Here is a 23,885-nt window from a genome sequence, read left to right as displayed (position 1 = left end):
AAATAACGCTAATTTAAGTTTTTAATTATACTGTTGAGAGATGCGATCAACTCAGCAACAGTAACATTGTCTGTATATTCAACTTTAGCCTGAGAAGGTAGTTTTTGCAGAAGTTCTAAGGCTATATTATAAGTTTTTATCGCTTTTTTTGGATTGTTTTCTTGTTCATATAAAGAGGCAAGTTTAACATACGCAGAAATCGATAACGGTGAAATACCTGATAAATAAATGATTCGTTTAGCTAGTTTTTTTGCTTCTTCTATATTATTCGTTTCTTCAGCAATATTTAATAATATATAACAGGGTAAAACGGAGAGTGAATCCACAGCCATTGCTTTTTGACAATACTGTATTGCTTCTTGATATTGACCTAAGTTCGCATAAATTTTCCCTAACAAATAATACGCTTCAAAGGTCGGTGAAGTCTGGCTTATACATTCCTTAACTTTTTGGATCGCTTCACTGTACTTTTTTTGATGATAAAGTTCTTTTGCTTCTTCTATCTTTCCCCGTTTATTCAAACCATTTTCTCGAGGATTTTGTGAAGAACTCAATGGAGTTAACTTCGTCTTAAAACTTTGATTCTTGGGGGTAAGACTTGGCGTAAAATGGAGATGATTATTCAAGGGAGAGAGATCGAAAAACAAAGCCGAAAGATCTAACTTCGAGTTCGAGTGAGAAGCGGGATGATCACAACCCTGTTCTAGAGGACGTTGATAAACAACAGACTCAGGAAAAATAATAGCTCTAAAGGGATTAATTTCTAAACCTTGAAGTTCAGCATGGGCGGTGATAAAAAATCCTCCGGGTTTTAGGGCTTGATCAAACTTCTGAATAACTTTAGAGATGCTAACTTTTTCAAAGTAGACAAAGACATTCCGACATAAAATAAGATCAAAGTCCTGGAAATTAAAGTCTCTAACTCGCTGATCTTGAAGCAGATTAAAGTTCATAAATTTGACGAATTGTTTCGCTTGAGGGATAATTGCCCATCCGTCTGTACAAGGAAGAAACGACTGCGATATAATCTCAGCATCAACCTGACGAAATGACCAAGCACTATAAACTCCTTTTCTCGCTTTTTGCAAAGCTAATTCATTAATATCTGTCCCCAAAATGAGCAGATTCCATTCTTCCCAGTTCGGAATCAATTTTTGAACCAACAGAGAGAGAGAATAAGGTTCTTCTCCCGTCGAACATCCCGCACTCCAAATCCGCAAATTTCTGACCGTTTTTTGCCGTTCAATTAACTGCGGTAAAATCACATTTTGTAGCAGCTTAAACTGTCCGCGATCGCGAAAAAAATAACTTTCGGGTGTCGTCAGCAAAGGAATCAGGCGAAGCCATTCTTTCTGGCTGGCGGGCGTCTCACTCTTTAAGAAGTTGTAATAATCTTCAGCATTAGAGAATCTCAGCTCTCGAACTCGCGTTAAAATTTTCTGAGAAAATCCAGAATAATCTAGCGGTCTAATTTGTAAACCGTATGAAGTCGAAACCAGTTGAGCAAAGCATTCAATTAAAATCTGATCCATTTGAGAAGGCAATTTTCCCAACGGTGAGTACAACGAAAGACCTTACGAGGTAACGCAAACCTCCTCTACTTACCCCAACATCGGAGCGGGAGGGAAAATCGAGGAGATACTCACTCCCTACATCATCCCTCCCTCTCAATTATGAGTTTTTAAGACTAAGTTGATCGAAACTCACTCAATCGTAACTAGGCTGGATAAATTCGCAACCGACGGTTCGGTTCTTCACCAAAACTGTTCGATTTTAAGCGATAATGTTCCACCAACTCATGCTGCATTTTCCTCACCTGCGGCGATCGCGGCAGCAGTTCCACAGGTTGTCCTTTCGGAATCACAATCTGTTCAACCGCCAAACGAGCTTCTTCGAGCGCTTCGATTTCATCTTCCGATCCACTGGTCGCAAACAACGTCAGATCCGGAATTTCCGGCGAATTTGGATCTTCCATATTCAGCAACCGTCGCAACGCCCGAGCCACCTGGGGCGCACTCCCGGACTTCACCGCATGAATCGGAACTTGACGAGTTTTTGCCATATGCCGCAGTTTAGACTGATTGCGAATATGCGATCGCAACGCCAAAACCACATCAGCACTGTCAATATCCTTCGTCAAAGCCACAGGCAACTGTAAACTACGAATCACTTGATCAAGCTGATGACGAGCAATCCCATAAGGATAGACGTGCAAAGGCAGATCCTCCCCATTCGGGCCGACTGTCGGATGTTCACCATTACCGACAATCCCCCTTAACCCCGTCGAAAAAGAAGCATCCAGCAACTGCTCAAAATACTTGTTTTCCGGTATCGGCTTCGGAGGTGGAATCGGGATCATCTTACCCGAACCCCGTAAGCCAGTAAGCCCTGGAGCCGCAATTTCAACACTTTTCATCACTTGCGGACTGATCGTGCCAGGAGAACTATTAGACGAGGCGCTGCTATAACGTTCCTCAACCTGTGTCACCTCTCCGGCCTCATTCATCGTTCGCACTTGCTGAATCGGTTGCATTCCCCGCAACAAGCTATCAATCGTATCCGAAACACTCTCATGCACCACCCAGCGATCGCGTTCTAGCATCTCAATGGCAATCTCAAACGTCGGAGGCGCCTTGCGTTCCAAGACCGTTTTTTGAGAGCCTCGCCGCCGTGCCTCGTCATCCCCCAACGTCACTGCTTGGATGCCCCCAATTAAGTCAGCGAGAGTCGGATTTTTCATCAAGTTTTCAATCCGATTCCCGTGAGCCGTCCCAATCAGTTGTACCCCACGTTCAGCAATGGTTCGAGCCGCTAGAGCCTCCAATTCCGTCCCAATTTCATCAATCACAATCACTTCCGGCATATGGTTTTCCACCGCCTCGATCATCACTTGATGTTGCAGTTCAGGACGAGCCACTTGCATCCGACGAGCGCGACCAATAGCCGGATGAGGAATATCCCCATCACCTGCAATTTCATTCGACGTATCAATAATGACGACCCGTTTGGATAATTCATCGGCCAGCACCCGGGCAATTTCCCGCAGCGCTGTGGTTTTACCGACCCCCGGACGACCTAGCATTAAAATGGACTGACCCGTTTCCACTAAATCCCGAATCATGCCAATCTTGCCAAACACCGCTCGACCCACCCGACAGGTGAGGCCGATCACTTTGCCTGTGCGGTTGCGAATGGCACTGATCCGATGCAAGGTGCGCTCGATACCCGCGCGGTTGTCACCGCTAAATTCTCCAATTTGAGAAATACAATGATCTAGGTCTTCCCAAGAAACTGGCGTTTGAGAGATATACTCCGCTCCTAATGGAAAACGAGCTTCGGGATGACGACCCAAATCTAAGACAATCTCAATGAGACTATCGCGTTGGGGGTGTAATTCCACATTCCGTCGAATTTCCTTGGGAACAATATTAAGCAATCTATTAAGGTCGTCTGTAATCTGCATACTTCCAACAGTGACGTTTTCAAACCTATGGTCAGGGGCGAGTTTTTGGGGTTAAACGGGAGTGGAATAGCCGGGATAACATTGCTTCGGTTCCGAACGATTAACCCCTTTCGGCTGACTAAAATCCCTTGAGTTGGGCAACGAGGGAATAAGCTAGGCTCACCGCTTGCCAAAGCAGATCTGGGTGGGTTTCCAGTTGGGTGAGCGCTTTGGGTTGAGCGATCGTTGTTAACCCCAGATTATGTTTTGGGGTTGACCCAGGTTCAGGGGTATATTTTGATTCTAGTTTTTCTAAAAGCGGTGACAACAAAACACGGGCATAGCTGCCATAGGCTACACCCGCCACAGTTTTTTTAGAGGCTTGAGGGTTGATCAACACAGCGCCACCTTCCCCGCTTTGGGGTTGGTTTTGCTGTTGCTCTGCGAGTAACCCAATAGATTTCAGTTTGGCAACTGTAGAATGGTTGGTACCACCCGCTAGCTGCACATATCCCGGCAAGTTCGCCGAACACACTTTTTCACCCAGTTTGATACTAGCTGTGGTCGTTCCCGCCCCGATATCCCCGCTCATCGGTCTACCGTCGGTTTGCCAGATCAGTTGACAAGGCAAAGGAGAGATGATCTCATACAGCGTCCACAAATAGTCAATCAGATCCCGACCATCAGGACAACTAATGGAAACCAGTTTGAGTTGACCGATCCAGGGTTGCACACTGTACCAAAGTCGTCTAAAATCAGAGACTCTGCCGACCTGTGTGTGAATCTCAATCGCGTCTACTCCAGTTGATAGCACTAAGGGTGCAATGTTTTCTGGAGTTGAAACATAGGAGCGAGTAAAGATGATCTGACTGGGACAAATGGGGATGCACCGACCGCAGCCATAGCAAAGCGGATCGATAACACCGCCCTCGGATGGTTCAGCTTGATCGTTAAAGGCGATCGCACCCGCCGGACAAACCTTTTCGCAGGGTCGCCAACAATCCGCCGGACAAGCCGTGGAGTCAAACTCGGCTTTGCGAAAATGGGGATCTTCTCCGTCGTTGAAGCTGACCATCAGCCAAGGTTTATGGATCGATCTAAACCCTCGCTTTTGGGCTAACTTCACCCAATGTTCGGCTGTTGCCATTGCCTCTTGAGCCGCAGCAATCACGGCTGGATCGGCTGCAACGTCAATACAGTCTACACCTGCGAGGGTATAAGCAAGGGTGAGGTTGCGAACCGCAGGCAAATGTTGGTAACTGGCTCCGCAAATCAGTTTGAACCAGTTGCCGTTTTGCAAGGATTGGAGGGGGGAACTGTTCATTGTCACAATTAATATGGTGACATACTCCCGCTCAAATTCGTCATACACTCCAGCAGAAAACTGAAGTGCAGTTGCTCCCTAGCTTGATCAGATTTAGCTTGATTTCTAGCTCCCAGGGACTCGGGACTCTACGGGTAGCATTAATCACACCTGATCGACGCTACAGCTAGTCATAGTCAACCGTAGAAGTTGAGAAATAATAGAGACCTAAAATACTAGCTCTGTACAGCAGTCGAAAGTTGGGGAGTGTGAGCATCTCGTCGTCGCTCACACTCGAGGATCACGAGGCTACGCTGACTGATAACTGGTGACAGGTCACTCTAAGCAGCAGCTAAAACTTCTTTGAGAGGCTGCCAACGAACAACGCGATCCCCTCCCATCTCAATTACGATCTTTACTCGCGGTTCAAGAGTCGATAATTGAGTCAGAAATTCAATTTCTTGACTCGACAAAACAAAACCTTCTATCAGCCACAATACTAATCCCTTTGAGTTAGAAGGGAGGTGTTCGAGTTGATAGTTAATCAGAGGAGGAACATAATAAACATTACCGACCGCCGCTTCATTACCGCTACTTTTCTTTCCCAAGTGAGGCGGGCGTACCCCATGCACTCCCGTTAAAGAGGCAGATAAATCCCCTAAGCCTCGGGCTGATAAGCTGTAGGTTGTATAACCCGCAGCCCGTAAGCGACGATGGTAGCGTCCCTCCATACCCCCCTCTAAAGGAACGTACAAAGCCAAGGAACCTTGAGTTTCTAAGTCTCGAATCAGTTTACGGCCCGTTGTGATTAATGCCATAGTAAAATTACGAATTTCTGCGCTCAATTCATAGATATTATAGGGTTAAGGTTCAGCCCCTTTGCGAAATTGGAAAAACCCTGGGAAAAAATTCCAGATAAAGCTTGACAAACTACCAATTTTCAAATAAAATAAAAAATTGTCGCCAAATGTCAAAAAACCGTTAGGTTCAGAGAAGCAAAAACACAGATTAAGTGAAAGCTTACAGTGTCAGATCGATCATGCTCTCAAGAGTTGCTTGCTGAGTCAAATCAGTGAAGTGAAAGTGAACCTCAGTGAAAGCTAATCGCAGCGACTCCGGGCAAATTATCGGGTTTGACCTTCTCCTATGAAGGATACTGAGCGGAACAACCGTTCAAGTCCTAGCGACGTTGATTCGGTATCGAGGAAATTCTTCGGTAACAGAGCAGCTTAAACAAGTTGATAGCTTAAAGCCGTGTCAGGTAGCCGACTCTTTATCCTACAGTTTGAGTAGGAAAAGTTTTTCGCGTGTCTGAACATCCCAAAAGGTGAGGATCTGGAACTCGGTCAACGAGATTTTCAGAAGTAATCCTCAGCAAACCCAATAAAGCAAAAATCCATTATAGCCGTTGGACAAACGGTGGCTTGGATGAGCGACTGGAGCGTTCCTGCGGCAAACAAATTACAAAAAAACCTGCTGAGACGATCAAGTTAGACGGAGTGTTAGCACAAAGCAAGTTGATCGTCGAACCTAAAAAAGCAGGCTGTCTGGTCGGAGACCCTTAAAGACTCCCCTCAACCCGACCCAATTTGACGGGAGAACCACTCAACAAAGTTCGGAATTAGAGTAGAGAGGCTAGTTGAAGTGTCTATAGGTATCCTTGGCACAAAACTCGGCATGACCCAAGTGTTTGAAGCCGAAACCGGGATAGCCATTCCGGTGACGGTCATTCAAGCAGGGCCGTGCATTATCACCCAGATTAAGACCGAACCCACCGATGGCTACACCGCCATCCAGCTCGGTTACGGGGAAGTCAAAGACAAAACCCGCAAATTAAACACCGTCAGATCCCCCGGCAAAGAGGTTAACAAATATCTCAGTAATGCCGAACAGGGACACCTGGTTAAGTCAGGAGGACGGCTGGTTCGTCATCTGCGAGAGTATCGTTTAGAAGATACCAGTAGCTACGAACTCGGTCAGGAACTCAAAGCCGATCTGTTTGAACCCGGTCAGATCGTCGATGTAAGCGGAATCAGCATGGGCCGGGGTTTTGCGGGTTTTCAAAAACGACATAACTTCAAACGGGGGCCAATGGCTCACGGTTCAAAAAACCACCGTCAACCGGGTTCGATTGGCCCTGGAACCACCCCAGGTCGCGTTTATCCGGGTAAAAAGATGGCTGGACGTTATGGCGGAAAACAAATAACCACCCGCAAACTGACCATAGTGCGGATCGATCTCGAACGCAACTTACTGCTGATCAAAGGAGCAGTTCCCGGAAAACCAGGCGGTTTACTCAATATCACCCCAACCAACCTAGTAGGGCGGAAATAGAGAGGAGAGAAACATGGTTGATTGTGTTGTACGCAACTGGGAAGGCGTTGAAGTTGGACAAGCCAACTTAGACCTGAAAGTTGCCAAAGAAGCAAACGCCTCCCACATCGTTCATCGAGCCTTGGTGCGACAGATGAACAACGCCCGTCAAGGGACAGCTTGCGCTAAAACCCGCTCAGAAGTCCGAGGCGGCGGACGCAAGCCCTGGAGACAAAAAGGCACAGGTCGAGCCAGAGCCGGGTCAATTCGTTCTCCCTTGTGGCGGGGAGGCGGTGTCATTTTTGGGCCGAAACCTCGGGACTACTCCCAAAAAATGAACCGCAAAGAAAGACGTCTGGCTTTACGGACAGCTTTGCAAAGTCGCACAGCAGATATCGTAGTCGTTGAAGAATTTCTCGAACAACTTCCCCGTCCGAAAACCAAAGACCTAGTGGCTGCGATGAGTCGTTGGGGAGTCGGTGCGGAATCTAAAGTGTTGTTGATTCTTCCCGAAAAACAAGAAAACGTTTATCTTTCAGGACGCAACATTGCTCGGATGAGAATTTGTCTAGCCGATAGTATCAATGTCTATGACATCCTCAACGCCGACTACATTGTGACCACACCCGCAGCTCTTGAGAAAATCCAGGAGGTTTACGGTGACTGAATATCAGACCCGCGATCTCGCTGATGTGGTGAAACGACCCATCGTGACCGAAAAAGCGACCATCCTAATGGAGCTAAACCAGTTCACCTTTGATGTCGATCCCCGAGCGAGTAAGCCCACAATTAAAGACGCGATAGAACTCCTGTTCTCCGTGAAAGTCCTAAGCGTCAATACTCATAATCCTCCCCGAAAACGGCGTAGAGTCGGCAAATTTATCGGATACAAATCTCGTTATAAACGAGCCATTGTCACCCTAGAGGATGGAGAACCCTTAAGAAAAGTTCTATTCCCAGAAGTTTAAGGGAAATTGATCATTTAGGACTGTTTTTTGCAGATTAAAAAAGAGGGCCAATTATGGGAATTCGTTCATATCGACCCTATACCCCAAGTACCCGACAGCATTCAGTTTCAGACTTTGCTGAAATTACACACACCGAACCCGAACGCTCCCTAATCGCATCCAAACATCGCCATAAGGGACGCAATAACCGAGGTGTAATTACCTGTCGTCATCGGGGTGGAGGACATAAAAAACTCTACCGGATCATCGATTTTCGCCGCGATAAACACAATATCCCGGCCAAAGTCGCTCAAATCGAATACGACCCTAACCGCAACGCCCGTATCGCTTTGCTGCACTATATCGACGGCGAAAAGCGATACATTTTGCATCCGCTTGGCTTAAAAGTCGGCACCGTGATTGTTTCAGGGCCAGATTCAGCCATTGAAGTCGGTAACGCTTTACCCTTATCGAGAATTCCGTTAGGAACCGATATTCACAACATCGAATTAGTTCCCGGTAAAGGCGGACAAATGGTTCGCTCCGCAGGCGCAACCGCTCAACTCATGGCAAAAGAAGGGGAATATGTCACCCTGAAACTGCCCTCTGGAGAACAGCGCAAAGTCTCGGCTCGTTGCTATGCCACCATCGGACAAGTCGGGAACATCGAAGCTCGCAACGTCAGTATCGGTAAAGCCGGTCGTAACCGTTGGAAAGGAAAAAGACCTACCGTTCGGGGTAGCGTTATGAACCCTGTCGATCACCCGCATGGTGGTGGAGAAGGACGCGCTCCCATCGGTCGCAGTGGCCCCTGTACGCCTTGGGGTAAGCCCGCTTTAGGGATGAAAACCCGGAACGCCAAAAAACGCAGCACAGCCTTAATTGTGCGTCGTCGTCGGAAGTCTTCCAAGCGCGGTAAAGGTGGTCGTCAAAGTTAATCCCCTTGGGGAAATCGCGTGCAATTTTGAACGCTGTACATTAAACCCATAGAGCTGTCATTATGTCTCGTTCACTGAAGAAAGGCCCATTTGTAGCCGATCATTTACTCAAAAAAGTCGCCGCCTTGGATGCCAGTGGCAAAAAAGGAAAAGAAGTGATCAAAACCTGGTCACGAGCTTCGACCATTTTGCCTCTGATGGTAGGTCACACCATCGCCGTTCATAATGGCCGCCAACACGTTCCTGTGTTTGTCACAGAGCAAATGGTGGGACATAAATTAGGTGAATTTGCCCCCACTCGGACTTATCGCAGCCATGCTGGAGGCGACAAAAAGGCTCGCCGATAGGGTGAAATCACTCCCCGAAGTCATTGACGGGGAAAGGCGTTTAGAGCGCCATCTCCACATCTAAGGGATCGAGGAAACAATAATGCCTGTAGACACTAGCACAGAAATTAAAGCGATCGCTCGCTATATCCGGATGTCGCCTCACAAAGTACGACGAGTCCTCGACCAAATTCGGGGACGCTCCTATCGAGAGGCGTTGATCATTTTAGAATTTATGCCTTATCGGGCTTGTCAGCCGATTCTTAAGGTTTTGCGTTCTGCCGTTGCCAATGCCGAACACAATCAGGGCTTAGATCCAGCCACCCTCGTTGTTTCTCAGGCTTTTGCGGATCAAGGGCCGAGTTTAAAACGCTATCGGCCTCGCGCTCAAGGTCGAGCATACCAAATTCGCAAACCCACTTGTCATATTACGGTGGCTGTCGCCCCTGAAGTTGACAGCTAGATCAAAATGCACGAGTTGCACCCTTACGCCCATTCAATCTTGTACCTTTCAATCCAATGATGAATCGTTAACCCATTTCATAACTTAATTCGCTATGGGACAAAAAATTAATCCAGTCGGTTTTCGTTTAGGAATCACCCAAGAACACAAATCCAGATGGTTCGCTGATGCTAAACATTATCCCGAACTCTTGCAGGAAGACTATAAAATCCGCCAATACATTCAAAAAAACCTTAATAATGCAGGCATTTCGGATGTACGGATAGAGCGCAAAGCCGATCAAATCGACTTAGAAGTGATGACCGCTCGACCCGGGGTAGTCGTTGGCCGAGGGGGTACGGGGATTGAATCCCTGCGAGTCGGTTTACAAAAAGAACTGGGCAGTAATCGTCAAATTCGCATCAACGTTGTAGAAGTCGCCCGAGTCGATGCGGATGCTCGGTTGATCGCCGAATACATCGCTCAACAGCTCGAAAAACGGGTGTCCTTTCGTCGGGTGGTTCGTCAAGCCATTACCCGAGCGCAAAAAGCAGGGATTGAAGGCATTAAAGTTCAAGTTAGTGGTCGTCTGAACGGGGCAGAAATCGCTCGAACCGAGTGGACTCGCGAAGGTCGAGTGCCTCTGCATACCCTACGGGCTGATATTGACTACGCTTACTGCACTGCTTTGACGATCTATGGCATTCTCGGCATTAAGGTGTGGGTGTTCAAAGGCGAAATTATCCCAGGACAAGAAGAGACATCAAACGCCAATGCCGGTCAACCTAAACGCAAACAACCGCGACGTCAAAAATATGATGATCGCTCTGAATAAAGGATAGAAAAGCCGCAAATCATGGCTTTTCACCTTGGACAGATAGCCAACAACTCACTATCAACCACCGATGTTAAGTCCCAAAAGAACAAAATTCCGCAAACAACAACGGGGCCGGATGAGAGGTCTAGCGACCCGAGGAAGTACCCTGACTTTCGGGGAATATGGCTTGCAAGCTCTCGAACCCTCCTGGATTACCGCACGTCAAATCGAAGCCGCACGTCGGGCAATGACTCGTTATATTCGTCGGGGTGGAAAAATTTGGATTCGGATTTTTCCAGACAAACCGATTACCATGCGTCCGGCGGAAACTCGGATGGGTTCCGGTAAAGGCGCTCCCGAATATTGGGTAGCTGTGGTTAAGCCTGGACGGATCATGTTTGAACTGGATGGGGTTTCTGAAGAAATCGCCCGGGAAGCCATGCGTTTAGCTGCTTTTAAATTACCGATTAAGACCAAGTTTATTATGCAGCAAAAACAGGAGGAAACCTCCGAAGAGTAAAGGGACAGGGTAAAGGATACATCGAAGGTTAAGGATAAAGTTATGTCTTTTCCGAAGGTTAAAGAAGCAAGACAGTTAAATGATGAGCAACTGTCTAACCGAATTCTAGAACTCAAAAAAAATCTGGCTAATCTGCGTTTGCTCAAAGCAACAGGACGTTTAGAAAAGCCTCATGAGTTCAAACACGCTCAACATGAATTGGCTCAATTGCTAACGGTTGAACGGGAGCGACAACAGCAGGCAGAAGCAGAAAAAACAGCCTCGGCTAGCACGACAGATGAACCCGTATCAGCTTAAGCGATCGCCCTGTGTAGACAGTCGAATTAGCACCAATTCTTTTGAGTTTTACGAACTATCGCGGCACACAAAACTATGGCAATTAAAGAACGAGTTGGCTTAGTGATCAGCAACAAAATGCAAAAAACTGTGGTGGTGGCGATCGAAAACCGCTCACCCCATCCCAAGTATGGAAAAATTGTTGTGAAAACGAAGCACTATAATGCTCACGACGAAGAAAATCAATGTAAAGAAGGGGATAGAGTCCGAATTCAAGAAACTCGCCCCCTGAGTAAAACGAAACGTTGGAATGTGATTGAAATTATCAGTGGCAAAGCTGAGTAATTAATCAGCAAACCCGCTCAGAAACTCAGTGAAAATTCACCTCTAAACTATCCATGAAGTGTCATGATTCAACCACAGACTATTCTTAATGTTGCTGATAATAGCGGAGCGCGTAAATTAATGTGTATCCGCATCCTGGGAGGGGGTAATCGTCGCTACGCCCGTATCGGCGATGAGATTATTGCAGTGGTTAAAGATGCGATTCCGAACATGGCTGTTAAACGCTCTGATGTCGTTAGAGCCGTTGTCGTCAGAACTCGTCATAGTCTACGCCGTGACAGTGGGATGAGTATCCGCTTTGACGATAATGCAGCGGTGATTATTAACCCAGAAGGCAATCCCAGAGGCACCCGCGTGTTCGGCCCGATTGCTCGGGAACTGCGGGAGAAAAATTACATGAAAATTGTGTCTCTTGCGCCGGAGGTCATCTAATGCCTTATAAAAAACAACAGAAACTCGAACGTCATCAAATGCACGTTAAAAAAGGCGATACAGTGCAAATTATCGCCGGAAAAGATAAGGGTAAAGTTGGAGAAGTGATCCGAGCAATCCCGAAGTTGAGTAAGGTTGTGGTTAAGGATGTTAATATTCGCACCAAACACGTAAAGCCTCAACAAGAAGGAGAATCCGGTAAAATTATTACCTTTGAAGCTCCGATTCATAGCTCAAATGTCATGCTTTATTCCACCAAAGAAAAAGTGGCGAGTCGCATTAGTTATACCTTCACTGAAGAAGGTCGAAAAGTGCGAATGCTCAAAAAAACTGGAGAAATCATCGATTAATTTCTCGACAGGAACTCGGAGAAATTTATTCTAATCTCTCAATTAAACCTTCCCTGACCAAGCCCAGGGATTAAAAAGGAGCAAAACACTATGACCGCTACTCAAATCAAGACTCAGTATCTCGAAAAAGTTGTTCCCAAACTGATGGAGCAATTTGGATATCAAAATATCCATCAAGTTCCCAAGCTCGTTAAAATTACCCTAAATCGAGGCTTGGGAGAAGCTTCACAGAATGCCAAAGCCTTGGATTCCTCCCTTAATGAAATTGCCGTGATCACTGGACAAAAACCCGTTGTCACTCGAGCGAAAAAAGCGATCGCTGGATTTAAAATTCGTCAAGGGATGCCTGTTGGGGTGATGGTGACATTACGCTCAGATCGGATGTATTCCTTTTTAGAGCGACTGATTCACCTGTCATTACCTCGAATTCGAGACTTTCGCGGCATTAGCCCCAAAAGCTTCGATGGGAGAGGAAATTATAGTTTGGGCGTTCGAGAACAGCTCATTTTCCCGGAAATCGAATACGACAGCATCGATCAAATCCGGGGTTTAGATATTTCAATTATTACCACCGCTCAGTCTGACGAAGAAGGACGGGCTTTACTCAAAGAAATGGGAATGCCCTTCCGGGAAAACTAAGGCTATCAGATTTACAACGGATAGTCAGTAGAAAAACGGATTCACTTTTTACCCTTGTCATCAGTCTATGCGGCCTTGAGTCAACGCGCATCCGTTCTTCATTCGTCAATATCCGTTTCTAATAACGAGACAACTATGGCAACAAACGATACCATTTCAGATATGTTGACGCGCATTCGCAACTCTTGCTTGGCGCGGCATCAAACCACACAAATTCCCTCGACCAAAATGACGCGCAGCATCGCCCGAGTGCTTCGGGATGAAGGCTTCATTGGAGAGTTTGAAGAAACAGGAGAAGGAATTAAAAGATCTCTCGTCCTGTCTTTGAAGTACAATCCTAAAACTCGCACCCCGATTATCAAAAAGCTCAAGCGTGTCAGCCGACCTGGTTTGAGAGTCTATAGCAATCGGAAAGAACTCCCACGAGTTTTAGGTGGGATTGGCATTGCAATTATCTCCACCTCTCGGGGAGTGATGACCGACCGAGAAGCCCGTAGTCAAGGCATCGGTGGAGAAGTGCTTTGTTACATTTGGTAAGTCGAGTTAGTTAGCAGAGTCGAAGGTTTAAACCCTCTCGATCAATTGCTTTTTAACTCACAAAAATTGACAACTCACAACTGACAAAAGCATTATGTCTAGAATTGGTAAACGCCCAATTCCGATTCCCCAAAAAGTTACCTTAACCATTGAGGGACAACAAATTACCGTCAAAGGCCCAAAAGGAGAACTGACTCGGGTTTTACCCGCTCAAGTCCTACTCGAACAAGAGGGTGAAGCCTTACTCGTCGTTAAACGGCGTGATGAGTCTCGTGTGGCTCGTCAACGACATGGATTATGTCGCACCCTGGTGGCCAATATGGTTGATGGTGTCTCCAAAGGCTTTGAAAAACGCCTAGAAATTCAAGGCGTGGGGTATCGGGCGCAAGTTCAAGGAAGAAATTTGATTCTCAATGTCGGCTACAGTAAACCTGTTGAGATGAATCCCCCGCAAGGCATCACCGTAGCGGTTGAAAACAACACCAACGTGATTGTTAGCGGCATCGATAAAGAAATTGTCGGGAATGTAGCCGCTCAAATTCGGGCTGTTCGTCCCCCTGAACCCTACAAAGGCAAAGGCATTCGCTATGCCGGAGAATTAGTCAGACGCAAAGCAGGTAAAACAGGTAAGAAAAAATAGACTATGAAACAGACTCGACAAGAATCACGCCTTCGTCGCCATCGTCGTGTCCGACGCCAAGTATTTGGCACTCCCGAACGACCTCGGCTGGCTGTGTTTCGCTCTCACAAACATATCTATGCTCAGGTGATTGATGATACTCAGCATCATACCCTGGCGGCTGCCTCTAGTCTCGATCCCGATTTCAAAACTCAGATGGAAACTGGAGGAACCTGTGAAGCATCTGTGCAAGTCGGACAGCTTGTCGCCCAACGTTTACTCTCCAAAGGCATCAGCAAAGTAGTTTTTGATCGAGGCGGCTATTTGTATCACGGACGAGTTAAAGCTCTAGCCGATGCAGCCCGAGAAGCAGGTTTAGACTTCTAAGATCGCCATTTCACAGCTTAACTTGATCAAAGGATAAACGATTATGGCAGAACAGCAACAACAGCAACGTCGGAAAAAAGGAAATCGCACCAAAGAAAAAGAAACGGAATGGCAAGAACGAGTCGTGCAGATTCGTCGGGTGACGAAAGTGGTCAAGGGCGGTAAAAAACTCAGTTTCCGTGCCATTGTGATTGTGGGTAACGAACGCGGTCAAGTGGGCGTCGGGGTCGGAAAAGCCGCCGATGTAATTGGAGCCGTGAAAAAAGGGGTCGCAGACGGTCGCAAAAACGTGATTGAAGTGCCTCTGACCAAATCCTATTCCATTCCCCATCTCGTTCAAGGAGAAGGTGGCGGTGCCAAAGTGCTAATTCGACCCGCAGCACCTGGTACTGGAGTAATTGCTGGGGGAGCAGTCCGAACTGTTCTCGAACTTGCAGGCGTTCGGAATATCCTCGCCAAGCAACTCGGTTCCAGTAACCCTCTCAATAATGCCCGTGCAGCCGTTGATGCCCTGACTGGCTTGCGAACCTTGTCAGAAGTTGCCCGAGAACGGGGCATTTCCATTGAGCAGCTCTATGGTTGAGCCGCTTGATTCCCAATCAAAATTATCACCTGAGTTGGAGCTACGTGTCTCCACTTAAAACTGATCATTGACAATCGATAAAAAACAATGAGATTAGAAGATGCCGTACCAAAAGCCGGCTCCCGTAAGCGCCGCCGTCGCCTGGGTCGAGGTATTTCAGCCGGCCAAGGTGCAAGTTGTGGCAAAGGGATGCGCGGTCAAAAATCTCGCTCCGGTGGTAGCACCCGACCGGGATTTGAAGGAGGTCAAAATCCCCTCTACCGACGTTTGCCTAAATTAAAGGGCTTTCCCCAAGTTAATCGGAAACAGTACACTACCATTAATGTAGGAAAGTTGGCATCTCTGAGCGCAGGTACAGAAGTTACACTTGATTCTCTACAAGCCGCCGGAATTTTAACGGGCAATAACGGGCCGTTAAAAGTCTTAGGAGACGGAGAACTCAATGTCGCGCTTCGAGTCCGAGCCGCCGCTTTTACCCAAACGGCTCGCTCAAAAATTGAAGCCGCAGGTGGAAGCTGTGAACCGATGGATGCCAGCCGTGAAACAAATGGAGAAACTCAGGAAACTCAGACTGAGCAAAACTGAGAACTCCAGGTTCAACTGGGTTTGTTCATAGGGAGTCCTTCATGGTCGTTAGTCGAGATAAAGCGCCAACTGCACAAGAGACATTCATGCAGATGGCTCAAGCCGCCGGGTTGCGAGGTCGTATCCTCGTGACGATTGGCTTACTGATTTTAGTCCGTTTGGGCGTTTTCTTACCCATTCCTGGAATTGATCGCGCTGCATTTAGCGAAAATATTCAGAACAGTCCCGTGATTGGCTTTTTGGATTTATTCGTTGGAGGTGGTCTTTCAGCACTGGGGATTTTTGCTTTAGGAATTTTACCCTTTATTAATGCTTCGATCATCATGCAGTTGATGACGGCAGCATTACCTAGTTTAGAAGACTTGCAGAAAAATGAAGGGGAAGCTGGACGGCGGAAGATTTCTCAGATCACTCGCTATGTGGCTTTAGGATGGTCTGTTCTGCAAAGTATCGGTTTGGCGTTGTGGGTTAGTCCTTTTGCCGAAAATCCGGGGCCTTTGTTTACCGCAGAGGTCGTCCTTGCCTTATCAGCCGGGGCGATGTTTGTCATGTGGGTGTCTGAACTGATTACAGAACGAGGAATTGGTAACGGGGCTTCGTTGCTGATTTTTGTGAATATTGTTGCGGTTCTGCCCCGCTCTCTGGGAAATACGATTGAGTTGGCCCAAAGTGGCGATCGCGCCATTGTCGGTCGGGTGATTATCCTGTTGCTGATTTTCTTGGCGATGATCGTCGGGATTGTCTTTGTTCAAGAAGGAACAAGGCGAATTCCAATTGTTTCGGCACGTCGTCAGGTCGGTCGGAAACTTTATCGGGAAAAAACCAGTTATCTGCCGTTGCGACTGAATCAGGGTGGGGTGATGCCGATCATTTTTGCTTCGGCTGTTCTGATTTTACCTGCATCCCTATCGCAATTTACCAACAATCCGATTTTAGTTCAAGTCGCTACGGCTCTCAGTCCGAACGGGCCAACGCCTTGGCTATATGCCGCTTTCTATTTGACGCTCATTTTGTTCTTTAGCTATTTCTATGCGTCGCTGATTTTGCAACCTGTAGACATGGCTCAGAACTTGAAGAAAATGGGCGCTTCGATTCCGGGGATTCGTCCGGGTAAAGCCACGACTGAATATATTGAGCGGGTTCTGAATCGATTGACCTTTTTGGGGGCGATCTTTTTAGGGTTTGTCGCGATTATTCCCACGGTGGTTGAAACGGCGACTCGGGTTCCTACTTTTCGGGGGTTTGGTGCTACTTCTCTGCTGATTTTAGTGGGGGTGGCGATTGATACGGCGAAACAGGTGCAAACCTATGTGATTTCTCAACGCTATGAAGGAATGGTGAAGCGATAGTGGTTCAAGTTATTTTCTTAGGGCCTCCAGGTTCAGGTAAAGGGACACAGGCAGCACGGGTGTCGGAGCTGTTTCAAGTTCCTCATATCTCAACTGGAGACATCTTGAGAACTCATGTAGCTCAACAGACTGATCTGGGTCAAAAAGCTAAAGCCTTCATGGATCGCGGCGATTTGGTTCCTGATGGATTAATTCTAGATATGGTACTAGATCGCCTCCATCAACCGGATGCTCAAAAGGGTTGGATTCTTGATGGTTTTCCTCGCAATGTCGCTCAAGCCACTTTTATTGAACAGGTGGTGCTGCAACAGAAGGCTGAAAATGCTTCTGAAAATGCTCAGGACAAAAGCCTGAATACTATCAATTTAGAAGTTCCTGATCAGGTTCTGATTGAGCGTTTATTGGCTCGGGGACGGGCTGATGATTGTGAACAAACCATTCGCCATCGTTTGCAAGTCTATCACGAACAAACTGAACCCTTGATTCAGTTTTATCGCGATCGCAATCAGTTGAGTATTGTTAATGGCAATCTCTCCGTTGATCAGGTGACGGCTGAGTTGAAAAAGGCAATTGTTGCAGCCTAATTGTCTCTTGTTCTCTCCCCAAAGGGAAGTGGGAATTTAATGAGTTGAAAAAGGCACCCGTCTTCATCTACCTGGTGGAATTGTTCTTGAGGCTTGGCTCTAACCGCAAAAGGCGGTCTCCCCTTGACATAAGTCCCACCCTTTATTTGAAGATTTTGATAAAATATGTTAAGAATTGCATCTTGACCGCCAGTGTCTTAGGGGTTAGAGCTAGTCTGCCAAAAAGAGCAACGAAGGGTGACAAGAGCAGTTTGGTTGAATTGAGGAAACAACAGCTTGTCTAAGCAAGATTTGATTGAGATGGAAGGGACAGTCACAGAGTCTCTTCCGAATGCGATGTTTCGTGTGGATCTTGATAATGGGTTCAATGTTTTAGCTCATATTTCTGGCAAGATTCGCCGCAACTACATCAAAATTTTACCGGGAGACCGCGTTAAGGTGGAATTAACTCCTTACGATCTGACTAAAGGGAGAATTACATATCGCCTGAAGAAGAAGTAGGTTGAGGTTGATCCACTGCCTTTTTGATTGGCAAAAGGTAAAAATACTGGATCAACTTTCTCAATCAATGATATAATAATAAATTTGTTGTAGTATTGCCAGAATCGGCATGAAAGTAAGAGCATCCGTGCGGAAAATTTGTGAAAAGTGTCGCGTCATCCGTCGTCGTGGCCGAGTAATGGTGATTTGTTCCAATCCCAAGCACAAACAGCGACAAGGATAGGTTAGCAGAACAGTGAGACCTAGTTCTCCGAGAACTTTGAATCAGCTCTTTGAGAGAAACTCATGTAGAGTCAAGTCTGACCCAGTTCAGAAACATTCTACTCGCTCAAAACCCGTTGAGTTGATTTCAGCTCAACCCCAATTGCGACTCATTGAAGCGACCATTACCAAAGCGAACTGCAATTAGCCCAAGAAGGTTGTAGCAAAACCTGCGCTCACCTCAAGATTTTTAGACGGGGAGCGCGGTAGTGAAAGATTATGCAGCTATTCTACTGCATCAGCGAATCAAGTAACTTCAGATCACGTATTTCACAGGAGAAACAAGTGTGGCACGTATAGCCGGAGTAGACCTTCCACGAGATAAACGTGTTGAAATTGGTCTGACTTACATTTACGGAATTGGACTATCACGGTCCCGAGAAATTTTGGCAGAAACAGGGGTCAACCCAGATACCCGAGTTAAAGACCTAAGCGATGCGGAAGTCGCCGCCTTACGCGCTTTGGTTCAGGGACAATATCAAGTCGAAGGAGATCTCAGACGCTGGGAAGCGATGAACATCAAGCGTCTGATGGATATCGGCACCTATCGGGGCCGCCGTCATCGCATGGGTCTGCCTGTACGGGGTCAGCGAACCCGCACCAATGCGAGAACTCGTCGGGGTGCCAGACGCACAGTGGCGGGTAAGAAAAAGGCAAGCTCCAAGAAATAATCCAGTTGAAGGGGCTAGAACCCAATCACCAGCTTGCCAAACTCGCTGGTGGGCAAGGGATACGAAAGAGATCATGTTAGAGAAAAGACTATGGCAAAACCATCGAAAAAGTCAGGAACAAAAAAGCAAAAGCGGAACGTACCCAATGGGGTCGCTTACATTCAATCGACTTTCAACAATACCATCGTGACGATTACTGATCCCAACGGTGAAGTCGTTTCTTGGGCTTCGGCTGGATCTACCGGGTTTAAAGGCGCCAAAAAAGGGACTCCTTTTGCCGCTCAGACGGCGGCGGAAAATGCCGGACGGCGAGCCAATGACCAAGGAATGCGACAAATTGAAGTCATGGTGAGTGGCCCGGGTGCGGGTCGAGAAACAGCAATTCGAGCATTGCAAGGGGCGGGATTGGAAATTACCCTGATTCGAGACATTACACCCATTCCTCATAATGGTTGCCGTCCTCCTAAACGGCGTCGCGTCTGATTAGGAACTCACAGTGCTGGGATGCGAATGAAAAATGAAAAATGTCAGTCCTTTTTCATTTTTCGCTTTTAATCAAATACACTTCGGGGTTCAAAGGAGAAGGGAGGTCAATCGGTGGCGCAATTTAAGATTGAGTGTATTGAGTCAAACACTGATACAGACCGGAGTCAATACGGTAAATTTGTCCTGGAACCGCTAGATCGCGGTCAGGGAACAACTGTCGGCAACGCACTCAGACGGGTACTCCTGTCAAACTTAGAAGGAACAGCAATCACAGCCGTTCGGATTGCCGGAGTTAACCATGAGTTTGCCACAATTGAAGGGGTAAGAGAAGATGTATTAGAAATCTTGCTGAACTTGAAGGAAGTCGTCCTTAATAGTTATTCTAACCAAAGACAAATTGGTCGTTTACTGGTTCAAGGGCCGGCTACTGTTACCGCAGGTCACTTTGACCTGCCCTCAGAGGTTGAAGTTGTAGACAAAAACCAATATATCGCTACCCTGTCTCCGGGATCAACCTTGGAAATGGAATTTCAGGTCGAGAAAGGAACGGGGTATCGAGCGGTAGATCGGAATCGAGATGAAACAACGGCGGTTGATTTTCTACAAATTGATGCCGTGTTCATGCCCGTTCGCAAGGTCAATTATACGGTTGAGGATGCGAGGATTGGGGGAGCGGTGGAGAAAGATCGGCTGATTATGGAGATCTGGACGAATGGCAGTCTGACTCCTCAAGAAGCCTTAAGCCTATCCGCGACAATCTTGGTGGATTTGTTTGTTCCGCTCAAAGATATCACCCTTGAATCTATTAAAACGGATCAGACGGATGATGTCGATCCGACCAGTCAAATCCCGATCGAAGAACTCCAGCTTTCTGTGCGAGCTTACAACTGTCTCAAACGCGCTCAAATCAACTCAGTGGCCGACTTACGGGACTATACCCAAGAAGACCTGTTAGAAATCAAAAACTTTGGTCAAAAGTCAGCCGAAGAGGTGATTGAAGCTCTACAAAAACGCCTGGGAATTACTTTACCTCAAGAAAGGGCAAGTAAACCCTGAGCGTCCGAGACAGAGAGGATGCAATCGCAGGGGAAGGCAAATGGCTAGCTCCCCTGCAACGCTTGGGAAAAATCACACTAGACCTGCTAGATCGCTAGTTATCACGTTGTTAATCGGAAGTTATTATGCGTCATCGTTGTCGTATTCCCAAACTGGGTAAACCCGCAGACCAGCGCAAAGCCTTACTGCGATCGCTGGCGACTGAATTGATTCGTCATGGTCGAATCACCACCACCAAAACCCGAGCCAAAGCGGTACAATCTGAAGCCGAAAAAATGATTACCTTGGCTAAAGATGGCTCCTTATCCGCCAGACGGGCGGCAATGGGATACATCTATGATAAACAGCTTGTACACGCTTTGTTTGAAGCGGCTCAAGACCGATACGGATCGCGGAACGGGGGATATACCCGCGTCGTCAGAACGGTACGCCGTCGGGGTGATAATGCAGAAATGGCGATCATTGAACTGGTTTAATCTTGAGATGTTCAGGAGAAAACCGAGACCGAAGACAAGAGACACTCAGGCATGAATCCGACGACATCAGAAGGAATCAGGGAAACCCAAGACTTGCCGACGAGCGATCGCAAACGCATTGCCTTAGTGATTCAATACCAGGGAACTGACTTTAACGGGTGGCAACGGCAACCCAATGGACGAACCGTGCAGGAAGAAATAGAAACGGCTATTGCCACTGTCCTGAATCATCCTGTCACCCTACATGGTGCTGGCCGCACCGATGCAGGCGTTCATGCTGCCGCTCAAGTGGCTCATTTTGAGGCAACGGGGCCGATTCCTGGCTATCGATGGGCAACCATCCTCAATCATCGCTTGCCTTCAGATGTTCTGATTCGCGCCTCTGCTCAAGTAGACCAAGGTTGGCACGCCCGCTTCTCCGCCCTCTGGAGACGTTATCGTTATCTGCTGTACACTGACTCGCGACCGAATTTGTTTGTGCGTCCTTGGAGTTGGCACTATTACCATGCACCCTTGGATGAAAACCTCATGCAAGCGGCATTGAACCCCTTACTGGGACGTCATCATCTCAGTGCTTTCCAACGCGCTGGCACCCGTCGCCCTCACGCCTGGGTGGAGGTGCAGGAAGTCTCCTGTCAGCGACAAGGGCCGTTTATTCGGATTGAAGTACAAGCCAGTGGTTTTTTATACGGGATGATGCGGCTGCTGGTGGGATTATTGGTCGAAGTCGGCTCCCTGGGGCGATCGCTGGAAAACTTTACCGAGATCTGGGTTCAGGAACGCCGAGATCTCGTTAAATATTCGGCTCCAGCTCAGGGTCTTTGTCTACTGCGAGTCGGCTATCCTGACTTTCCCTTCGAGCCGGATGTCTGGTTTGATACCTATCCGGAGTGGGTACTGGGTTCTACTCCCGCCTCTTTCTCCAGGACTCATTTCTCCTAAGCTCCCTGAAGTGACTTGATCTAATTGCCTATGACTATTGCTCTGTTGTCAATAGTTGATCTGATGATAACTTAATGTCCGTAAGCTAAAGGATAGCGAACAATGACCATTAAAACTTACCTTCCTACCGAAGACTCAATTGAGCGAAAATGGTATGTGGTTGATGCGGCTGATCAACGGCTGGGTCGCCTAGCGACTGAAATTGCCAGCATTATTCGGGGCAAGAAAAAGCCGACCTATACTCCCCATATGGATACGGGAGATTTTGTAATTGTTGTTAATGCCGAAAAAGTTCAAGTGACTGGCAAAAAAAGCTCCCAAAAACTTTATCGCCGCCATTCGGGTAGACCGGGCGGTATGAAGATGGAAACCTTTGAACATTTGCAAGGTCGTATTCCTGAACGAATTATCGAACAAGCCGTTAAGGGAATGTTGCCGAAAAATGCCCTGGGACGACAACTGTTTACAAAGCTGAAAGTCTACCCCGGCCCGAATCATCCCCACACCGCTCAACAGCCTGAAGTCCTTACCATTAACACCATTCCCACAGGAGAAAAATAATGCAAGTAACCGATACTGAACGCGCCGTTTATTGGGGTACGGGTCGTCGGAAATCTTCAATCGCCCGAGTTCGCCTGGTTCCAGGCACAGGACAACTGTTGATTAATGGTCGAGATGGTGAATCCTATCTCCAATTTAATGCTAGTTATGTCTCCTCTGCTAAAGCCCCTCTGGAAACTCTGGGCTTAGAAACCGATTATGACATTCTGGTTAATGTCAAAGGGGGAGGTCTAACGGGTCAAGCTGAGTCTATCCGTTTAGGGGTAGCTCGAGCCTTGTGTGAACTGAGTCCTGATAATCGTCATCCTTTGAAAATTGAGGGATATTTAACTCGTGACCCCCGTGCTAAAGAACGGAAAAAGTATGGGTTACGCAAAGCCCGTAAAGCTCCTCAATACTCGAAACGATAAACGAAAGCCCATTTCAACGAACGAACAGGGACTTCACAGAAGTCTCTGTATGGGGTCTAATCTCGGTAAAGTGGCGACTAAAATGGCACAAACCGTCTATAGCCCCTGATCGGCCCGTCAAAAATCCTGCTTTCGAGGATGTTCTAGAAATAATCACCGTTTTTTCCGCTAGACTTTATGGGTCAAGAAGTCACAAGAACAAGAATCTGATGAAAGAGTTGAGAGACGTTGCTGAATCCTTTAAATGAGAATCGCATTTAAGACCGAGATTAATCCCAACAATAAACAGCAAACGGCATTTATCCGTCACGCCGGAACCGCACGCCATGCTTGGAATTGGGGGTTAAGTATTACCTTGGGTATTCTCGAACACAACAAAGCCAACCCGAATAAAAAGATTAAATTTCCCACCGGAATTGATTTACCAAAAATTGCCGCACACGCCCCTACCTTTTAGGTATGGGGATATAAGGCCAGGAAAAATGCTATAATAACTCTACTGGCAGGGTATTCAACCAGTCTAAAAACCCAGCATCTAATGGATGCAATGAACCTTGAAAACTTAAGGTATGGGGTTCTTGCAAGAAATGCTTTGGCCATATAAAACCTTAAAGCACCAAGTACAGAGAATAAAGCATTTTTTCTCAAGTACGGTAGGGCATACCGAAACTATCTCTGAAATGGGATGAACGACTGGGGAGACTCACCCCTCTGGAGTAGGTTAGGAAACCAGCTTGCTGTAAGGGTTGTCAATGAATCAGTAATCCAAAGCCGTGAGGCTTGGAGA

Annotated in this window: 34 protein-coding genes and 1 pseudogene; 31 read left to right on the top strand and 4 right to left on the bottom strand. The window is 47.1% G+C overall.

The window, feature by feature from the left end; all coding sequences use genetic code 11:
• Nucleotides 1-8: 8 nt before the first annotated feature.
• The 4 genes from WN50_RS03555 to ndhN form a co-directional block, all read right to left on the bottom strand.
• Nucleotides 9-1,532 (bottom strand): CheR family methyltransferase, encoded by a 1,524-nt coding sequence (locus tag WN50_RS03555; RefSeq protein WP_046277170.1) that lies wholly within the window; start codon nucleotides 1,530-1,532, stop codon nucleotides 9-11.
• Between the two features lie 185 nt (nucleotides 1,533-1,717).
• Entirely contained in the window at nucleotides 1,718-3,463 is a 1,746-nt protein-coding gene (locus tag WN50_RS03550) for a R3H domain-containing nucleic acid-binding protein (RefSeq protein WP_046277171.1), read from the bottom strand.
• A gap of 118 nt (nucleotides 3,464-3,581) precedes the next feature.
• Entirely contained in the window at nucleotides 3,582-4,772 is a 1,191-nt protein-coding gene (ldpA, locus tag WN50_RS03545; protein ID WP_410175555.1) for a circadian clock protein LdpA, read from the bottom strand.
• 314 nt (nucleotides 4,773-5,086) lie between these two features.
• Nucleotides 5,087-5,563 (bottom strand): NAD(P)H-quinone oxidoreductase subunit N, encoded by a 477-nt coding sequence (gene ndhN / locus WN50_RS03540; RefSeq protein WP_049557898.1) that lies wholly within the window; start codon nucleotides 5,561-5,563, stop codon nucleotides 5,087-5,089.
• A gap of 826 nt (nucleotides 5,564-6,389) precedes the next feature.
• On the opposite strand from ndhN, the gene rplC reads away from it, so the two are divergent.
• The 31 genes and pseudogenes from rplC to WN50_RS03395 all read left to right on the top strand — a co-directional run bounded on the left by rplC (nucleotide 6,390) and on the right by WN50_RS03395 (nucleotide 23,555).
• Nucleotides 6,390-7,079 (top strand): 50S ribosomal protein L3, encoded by a 690-nt coding sequence (gene rplC, locus WN50_RS03535; protein WP_046277174.1) that lies wholly within the window; start codon nucleotides 6,390-6,392, stop codon nucleotides 7,077-7,079.
• A gap of 13 nt (nucleotides 7,080-7,092) precedes the next feature.
• Nucleotides 7,093-7,725 (top strand): 50S ribosomal protein L4, encoded by a 633-nt coding sequence (rplD, locus tag WN50_RS03530; protein WP_046277175.1) that lies wholly within the window; start codon nucleotides 7,093-7,095, stop codon nucleotides 7,723-7,725.
• Nucleotides 7,718-8,026: a 50S ribosomal protein L23 gene (locus WN50_RS03525; RefSeq protein ID WP_046277176.1), complete on the top strand. Its 309-nt coding sequence runs from the start codon at nucleotides 7,718-7,720 to the stop codon at nucleotides 8,024-8,026. The genes rplD and WN50_RS03525 overlap by 8 nt, the downstream gene beginning before the upstream one ends.
• Nucleotides 8,027-8,079: 53 nt before the next feature.
• Nucleotides 8,080-8,943, top strand: a complete 864-nt coding sequence (gene rplB / locus WN50_RS03520) for a 50S ribosomal protein L2 (RefSeq protein WP_046277177.1) — start codon at nucleotides 8,080-8,082, stop codon at nucleotides 8,941-8,943.
• Between the two features lie 62 nt (nucleotides 8,944-9,005).
• Nucleotides 9,006-9,290: a 30S ribosomal protein S19 gene (rpsS, locus tag WN50_RS03515; protein ID WP_046277178.1), complete on the top strand. Its 285-nt coding sequence runs from the start codon at nucleotides 9,006-9,008 to the stop codon at nucleotides 9,288-9,290.
• 82 nt (nucleotides 9,291-9,372) lie between these two features.
• Nucleotides 9,373-9,732 (top strand): 50S ribosomal protein L22, encoded by a 360-nt coding sequence (rplV, locus tag WN50_RS03510; protein ID WP_046277179.1) that lies wholly within the window; start codon nucleotides 9,373-9,375, stop codon nucleotides 9,730-9,732.
• A gap of 94 nt (nucleotides 9,733-9,826) precedes the next feature.
• Nucleotides 9,827-10,546, top strand: a complete 720-nt coding sequence (gene rpsC, locus WN50_RS03505; protein WP_046277180.1) for a 30S ribosomal protein S3 — start codon at nucleotides 9,827-9,829, stop codon at nucleotides 10,544-10,546.
• Between the two features lie 70 nt (nucleotides 10,547-10,616).
• Nucleotides 10,617-11,048, top strand: a complete 432-nt coding sequence (gene rplP, locus WN50_RS03500) for a 50S ribosomal protein L16 (protein WP_046277181.1) — start codon at nucleotides 10,617-10,619, stop codon at nucleotides 11,046-11,048.
• 42 nt (nucleotides 11,049-11,090) lie between these two features.
• Nucleotides 11,091-11,345: a 50S ribosomal protein L29 gene (gene rpmC / locus WN50_RS03495; RefSeq protein ID WP_046277182.1), complete on the top strand. Its 255-nt coding sequence runs from the start codon at nucleotides 11,091-11,093 to the stop codon at nucleotides 11,343-11,345.
• A gap of 75 nt (nucleotides 11,346-11,420) precedes the next feature.
• A complete protein-coding gene (gene rpsQ, locus WN50_RS03490) occupies nucleotides 11,421-11,669 on the top strand; it encodes a 30S ribosomal protein S17 (RefSeq protein ID WP_046277183.1) in 249 nt (82 codons plus the stop codon).
• A 63-nt stretch (nucleotides 11,670-11,732) separates the two neighbouring features.
• The gene (gene rplN / locus WN50_RS03485; protein ID WP_046277184.1) at nucleotides 11,733-12,101 is read left to right on the top strand and encodes a 50S ribosomal protein L14; all 369 of its coding nucleotides are present in this window, start codon (nucleotides 11,733-11,735) and stop codon (nucleotides 12,099-12,101) included.
• A complete protein-coding gene (gene rplX, locus WN50_RS03480) occupies nucleotides 12,101-12,451 on the top strand; it encodes a 50S ribosomal protein L24 (protein WP_046277185.1) in 351 nt (116 codons plus the stop codon). The genes rplN and rplX overlap by 1 nt, the downstream gene beginning before the upstream one ends.
• A gap of 90 nt (nucleotides 12,452-12,541) precedes the next feature.
• Entirely contained in the window at nucleotides 12,542-13,090 is a 549-nt protein-coding gene (gene rplE, locus WN50_RS03475; protein ID WP_046277186.1) for a 50S ribosomal protein L5, read from the top strand.
• Nucleotides 13,091-13,225: 135 nt separating this feature from the next.
• The gene (rpsH, locus tag WN50_RS03470; RefSeq protein ID WP_046277187.1) at nucleotides 13,226-13,627 is read left to right on the top strand and encodes a 30S ribosomal protein S8; all 402 of its coding nucleotides are present in this window, start codon (nucleotides 13,226-13,228) and stop codon (nucleotides 13,625-13,627) included.
• A gap of 94 nt (nucleotides 13,628-13,721) precedes the next feature.
• The gene (gene rplF, locus WN50_RS03465; RefSeq protein WP_046277188.1) at nucleotides 13,722-14,267 is read left to right on the top strand and encodes a 50S ribosomal protein L6; all 546 of its coding nucleotides are present in this window, start codon (nucleotides 13,722-13,724) and stop codon (nucleotides 14,265-14,267) included.
• Between the two features lie 3 nt (nucleotides 14,268-14,270).
• Complete coding sequence (rplR, locus tag WN50_RS03460) at nucleotides 14,271-14,633, top strand: 50S ribosomal protein L18 (RefSeq protein WP_046277189.1); 363 nt, start codon at nucleotides 14,271-14,273, stop codon at nucleotides 14,631-14,633.
• Nucleotides 14,634-14,676: 43 nt separating this feature from the next.
• On the top strand, nucleotides 14,677-15,216 hold the full coding sequence (rpsE, locus tag WN50_RS03455; protein WP_046277190.1) for a 30S ribosomal protein S5: 540 nt from the start codon (nucleotides 14,677-14,679) through the stop codon (nucleotides 15,214-15,216).
• Between the two features lie 87 nt (nucleotides 15,217-15,303).
• Complete coding sequence (gene rplO, locus WN50_RS03450; RefSeq protein ID WP_046277191.1) at nucleotides 15,304-15,801, top strand: 50S ribosomal protein L15; 498 nt, start codon at nucleotides 15,304-15,306, stop codon at nucleotides 15,799-15,801.
• Nucleotides 15,802-15,842: 41 nt separating this feature from the next.
• On the top strand, nucleotides 15,843-17,150 hold the full coding sequence (gene secY, locus WN50_RS03445; protein ID WP_046277192.1) for a preprotein translocase subunit SecY: 1,308 nt from the start codon (nucleotides 15,843-15,845) through the stop codon (nucleotides 17,148-17,150).
• A complete protein-coding gene (locus WN50_RS03440; RefSeq protein ID WP_046277193.1) occupies nucleotides 17,150-17,734 on the top strand; it encodes an adenylate kinase in 585 nt (194 codons plus the stop codon). Before secY ends, WN50_RS03440 begins: the two co-directional genes overlap by 1 nt.
• A 276-nt stretch (nucleotides 17,735-18,010) precedes the next feature.
• Nucleotides 18,011-18,235 (top strand): translation initiation factor IF-1, encoded by a 225-nt coding sequence (infA, locus tag WN50_RS03435; protein ID WP_009782729.1) that lies wholly within the window; start codon nucleotides 18,011-18,013, stop codon nucleotides 18,233-18,235.
• A gap of 109 nt (nucleotides 18,236-18,344) precedes the next feature.
• Nucleotides 18,345-18,458: a 50S ribosomal protein L36 gene (gene rpmJ, locus WN50_RS31765; RefSeq protein ID WP_071782548.1), complete on the top strand. Its 114-nt coding sequence runs from the start codon at nucleotides 18,345-18,347 to the stop codon at nucleotides 18,456-18,458.
• 325 nt (nucleotides 18,459-18,783) lie between these two features.
• Nucleotides 18,784-19,167, top strand: coding sequence for a 30S ribosomal protein S13 (gene rpsM, locus WN50_RS03430; protein ID WP_046277194.1), 384 nt, complete (start codon nucleotides 18,784-18,786; stop codon nucleotides 19,165-19,167).
• A 90-nt stretch (nucleotides 19,168-19,257) separates the two neighbouring features.
• Nucleotides 19,258-19,650, top strand: coding sequence for a 30S ribosomal protein S11 (rpsK, locus tag WN50_RS03425; RefSeq protein WP_046277195.1), 393 nt, complete (start codon nucleotides 19,258-19,260; stop codon nucleotides 19,648-19,650).
• A 114-nt stretch (nucleotides 19,651-19,764) separates the two neighbouring features.
• The gene (locus WN50_RS03420; RefSeq protein WP_046277196.1) at nucleotides 19,765-20,709 is read left to right on the top strand and encodes a DNA-directed RNA polymerase subunit alpha; all 945 of its coding nucleotides are present in this window, start codon (nucleotides 19,765-19,767) and stop codon (nucleotides 20,707-20,709) included.
• Nucleotides 20,710-20,834: 125 nt separating this feature from the next.
• Nucleotides 20,835-21,185: a 50S ribosomal protein L17 gene (gene rplQ / locus WN50_RS03415; RefSeq protein ID WP_046277197.1), complete on the top strand. Its 351-nt coding sequence runs from the start codon at nucleotides 20,835-20,837 to the stop codon at nucleotides 21,183-21,185.
• Nucleotides 21,186-21,236: 51 nt separating this feature from the next.
• Nucleotides 21,237-22,127 (top strand): tRNA pseudouridine(38-40) synthase TruA, encoded by an 891-nt coding sequence (truA, locus tag WN50_RS03410; RefSeq protein ID WP_046277198.1) that lies wholly within the window; start codon nucleotides 21,237-21,239, stop codon nucleotides 22,125-22,127.
• A gap of 102 nt (nucleotides 22,128-22,229) precedes the next feature.
• Nucleotides 22,230-22,688 (top strand): 50S ribosomal protein L13, encoded by a 459-nt coding sequence (gene rplM, locus WN50_RS03405; RefSeq protein WP_046277199.1) that lies wholly within the window; start codon nucleotides 22,230-22,232, stop codon nucleotides 22,686-22,688.
• On the top strand, nucleotides 22,688-23,098 hold the full coding sequence (gene rpsI, locus WN50_RS03400) for a 30S ribosomal protein S9 (RefSeq protein ID WP_046277200.1): 411 nt from the start codon (nucleotides 22,688-22,690) through the stop codon (nucleotides 23,096-23,098). The genes rplM and rpsI overlap by 1 nt, the downstream gene beginning before the upstream one ends.
• 134 nt (nucleotides 23,099-23,232) lie before the next feature.
• Nucleotides 23,233-23,346, top strand: a pseudogene (locus WN50_RS33175) (IS607 family transposase); the annotation flags it as partial.
• Nucleotides 23,343-23,555 (top strand): helix-turn-helix domain-containing protein, encoded by a 213-nt coding sequence (locus WN50_RS03395; RefSeq protein WP_046277201.1) that lies wholly within the window; start codon nucleotides 23,343-23,345, stop codon nucleotides 23,553-23,555. The pseudogene WN50_RS33175 and the gene WN50_RS03395, both read left to right, overlap by 4 nt.
• Nucleotides 23,556-23,885: the final 330 nt, after the last annotated feature.

Source organism: Limnoraphis robusta CS-951 (genome assembly GCF_000972705.2).
This window is presented reverse-complemented; position numbering and strand designations above follow the sequence as displayed.

What these genes read in the sequence shown, in the direction of transcription:
- WN50_RS03555 (WP_046277170.1), bottom strand. Translation starts at nt 1,532, where the DNA reads ATGGATCAGATTTTAATTGAATGCTTTGCTCAACTGGTTTCGACTTCA.
- WN50_RS03550 (WP_046277171.1), bottom strand. Translation starts at nt 3,463, where the DNA reads ATGCAGATTACAGACGACCTTAATAGATTGCTTAATATTGTTCCCAAG.
- ndhN (WP_049557898.1), bottom strand. Translation starts at nt 5,563, where the DNA reads ATGGCATTAATCACAACGGGCCGTAAACTGATTCGAGACTTAGAAACT.
- rplD (WP_046277175.1), top strand. Translation starts at nt 7,093, where the DNA reads ATGGTTGATTGTGTTGTACGCAACTGGGAAGGCGTTGAAGTTGGACAA.
- rplB (WP_046277177.1), top strand. Translation starts at nt 8,080, where the DNA reads ATGGGAATTCGTTCATATCGACCCTATACCCCAAGTACCCGACAGCAT.
- rpsS (WP_046277178.1), top strand. Translation starts at nt 9,006, where the DNA reads ATGTCTCGTTCACTGAAGAAAGGCCCATTTGTAGCCGATCATTTACTC.
- rplV (WP_046277179.1), top strand. Translation starts at nt 9,373, where the DNA reads ATGCCTGTAGACACTAGCACAGAAATTAAAGCGATCGCTCGCTATATC.
- rpsC (WP_046277180.1), top strand. Translation starts at nt 9,827, where the DNA reads ATGGGACAAAAAATTAATCCAGTCGGTTTTCGTTTAGGAATCACCCAA.
- rplP (WP_046277181.1), top strand. Translation starts at nt 10,617, where the DNA reads ATGTTAAGTCCCAAAAGAACAAAATTCCGCAAACAACAACGGGGCCGG.
- rpmC (WP_046277182.1), top strand. Translation starts at nt 11,091, where the DNA reads ATGTCTTTTCCGAAGGTTAAAGAAGCAAGACAGTTAAATGATGAGCAA.
- rpsQ (WP_046277183.1), top strand. Translation starts at nt 11,421, where the DNA reads ATGGCAATTAAAGAACGAGTTGGCTTAGTGATCAGCAACAAAATGCAA.
- rplN (WP_046277184.1), top strand. Translation starts at nt 11,733, where the DNA reads ATGATTCAACCACAGACTATTCTTAATGTTGCTGATAATAGCGGAGCG.
- rplX (WP_046277185.1), top strand. Translation starts at nt 12,101, where the DNA reads ATGCCTTATAAAAAACAACAGAAACTCGAACGTCATCAAATGCACGTT.
- rplE (WP_046277186.1), top strand. Translation starts at nt 12,542, where the DNA reads ATGACCGCTACTCAAATCAAGACTCAGTATCTCGAAAAAGTTGTTCCC.
- rpsH (WP_046277187.1), top strand. Translation starts at nt 13,226, where the DNA reads ATGGCAACAAACGATACCATTTCAGATATGTTGACGCGCATTCGCAAC.
- rplF (WP_046277188.1), top strand. Translation starts at nt 13,722, where the DNA reads ATGTCTAGAATTGGTAAACGCCCAATTCCGATTCCCCAAAAAGTTACC.
- rplR (WP_046277189.1), top strand. Translation starts at nt 14,271, where the DNA reads ATGAAACAGACTCGACAAGAATCACGCCTTCGTCGCCATCGTCGTGTC.
- rpsE (WP_046277190.1), top strand. Translation starts at nt 14,677, where the DNA reads ATGGCAGAACAGCAACAACAGCAACGTCGGAAAAAAGGAAATCGCACC.
- rplO (WP_046277191.1), top strand. Translation starts at nt 15,304, where the DNA reads ATGAGATTAGAAGATGCCGTACCAAAAGCCGGCTCCCGTAAGCGCCGC.
- secY (WP_046277192.1), top strand. Translation starts at nt 15,843, where the DNA reads ATGGTCGTTAGTCGAGATAAAGCGCCAACTGCACAAGAGACATTCATG.
- rpmJ (WP_071782548.1), top strand. Translation starts at nt 18,345, where the DNA reads ATGAAAGTAAGAGCATCCGTGCGGAAAATTTGTGAAAAGTGTCGCGTC.
- rpsK (WP_046277195.1), top strand. Translation starts at nt 19,258, where the DNA reads ATGGCAAAACCATCGAAAAAGTCAGGAACAAAAAAGCAAAAGCGGAAC.
- rplQ (WP_046277197.1), top strand. Translation starts at nt 20,835, where the DNA reads ATGCGTCATCGTTGTCGTATTCCCAAACTGGGTAAACCCGCAGACCAG.
- truA (WP_046277198.1), top strand. Translation starts at nt 21,237, where the DNA reads ATGAATCCGACGACATCAGAAGGAATCAGGGAAACCCAAGACTTGCCG.
- rplM (WP_046277199.1), top strand. Translation starts at nt 22,230, where the DNA reads ATGACCATTAAAACTTACCTTCCTACCGAAGACTCAATTGAGCGAAAA.
- rpsI (WP_046277200.1), top strand. Translation starts at nt 22,688, where the DNA reads ATGCAAGTAACCGATACTGAACGCGCCGTTTATTGGGGTACGGGTCGT.
- WN50_RS03395 (WP_046277201.1), top strand. Translation starts at nt 23,343, where the DNA reads ATGAGAATCGCATTTAAGACCGAGATTAATCCCAACAATAAACAGCAA.